Genomic DNA, 1,631 nt, shown 5'->3' on the forward strand with positions numbered 1-1,631 from the left:
GGAACGATCCAGTGGCTCCGGCCGGAACCTTCCAGTGGCTCCGGCCGGATCATTCCCGCGGCTCCGGCCGGATCGTTCCGGTGGCGCTGACCGGATCACTGAACTGGGCGCGGCGCGGGTCCTGTTGGGCTAGCCTACGTCCGCAAGATCCACTCGGTGGATCCCAGGTCCTGTCGTCGAAGTAGCACCGTCCGCGTCCGCCCGCGGGGCGGGCCCGGCGGTGTCCAGGAGCACGTGTGACCCAGCTTTACGATTCGAGTGCTCAGCGTCCGGGCGCCTTACCTCCGCCGGGCTGTCCCGCCCACGGGGAGACCGGTGCCGAACCGCTCCACGCGCCCGAGTTCGGCGCGGACCCCTTCGCGGTCTACCGGCGGCTGCGCGAGGCCCACGGCCCGCTCGCGCCGGTGGAGCTGGACAGAGGCGTACCGGCCATGTTGTGCCTGGGCTACGACACGGCGCTGGAGGTCATGCGGCGCCCCGAGACCTTCTCCAAGGACCCCCGCCACTGGCGGGCCAGGAACGAAGGCCTGCTGCCGGAGTCCAGCTACGCCCCGCAGGTCATCAGGCCCCGGCCGCAGGTCGACTTCGTGGACGGCGAGGAGCACCGGCGGCTGCGCGGCGCCATCGAGGACACCACCGGCCGGATCGACTCCAGCGCGCTGCGGAACTATGTCGAGCGCATCGCCGACTCGCTGATCGACCAGTTCTGCGAGGCGGGCGAGGCCGAGCTGATCGGGACGTACTGCGCACTGGTCCCGATCATGGTGACGAGCCAGCTCTTCGGCTGCCCGCAGGAGATCATGGACCGGCTGCTGCGGGGCGTGGCGGCGTTCATCGACGGCTCGGACCCCTCGGGCGGGGACCGGACCTCGGGCGCGGCGCTGGGCGAGCTGATCGACCTCAAGCGGCGCGAGCCGGGCGCCGACATCACCTCCTGGCTGATCGCCCACCCGGCGCGGCTGAGCGACGAGGAGCTGGTCGAGCAGCTGCTGCTGCTGATCGGGATGGTGACCGGGGTGGTGCCCGGTCTGATCGGCAACGCCCTGCGGGTGCTGCTCACCGACGAGCGGTTCTCGGGCGAGCTGATGGGCGGCAGCATGCTCGTCGAGGACGCCCTCGACGAGGTGCTGTGGACCGATCCGCCGCTGGCCAACATGGGGCTCTACTTCCCGGTGCACGACACCAACCTCGCCGGGAAGCGGCTGCGCGCGGGCGACGCCGTGATGATCAGCTTCGCGGCGACCAACCGGGACGCCCTGCTGAGGTCCCCGCACAAGCAGGGCAACCGGGCCCATCTGGCGTTCGGCGCGGGCGCCCACGCGTGCCCCGGCCGGTCCTCGGCCCGGCTGATCGCCTCCGTCGCACTGGAGAAGCTGCTGGACCGGATCCCCGATCTGGCGCTCGCCGGGGAGATCGAGGAGCTGAAGTGGCTCTCCGGGATCTTCGTACGGGGGGTGATCACGCTGCCGGTGCGGTTCGCTCCCGTTCCCAGGCCGGGGAGTCGGCGTGGCGCGCCGCCCGCCGCCCGCCCGGGGGAGCCGGGACCGCCGGGACCGCCGGGACCGCAGGGCCGGCCGGGCCCGCGGGGTCAGCGGCAGGAGATGCCGCCGGTGACGCCTCCGCCGCCGCCC

General features: G+C 72.8%; 1 protein-coding gene. It reads left to right on the forward strand.

Annotation, left to right across the window (positions count from 1 at the left end; genetic code table 11):
• Positions 1 to 236: 236 nt before the first annotated feature.
• A partial coding sequence (locus tag GWI24_RS44155) for a cytochrome P450 (protein WP_210951629.1) occupies positions 237 to 1,631 on the forward strand: 1,395 nt, incomplete at its 3' end.

The organism is Streptomyces sp. MK37H, assembly GCF_018035285.1.
Lineage (GTDB): Bacteria > Actinomycetota > Actinomycetes > Streptomycetales > Streptomycetaceae > Streptomyces > Streptomyces endocoffeicus.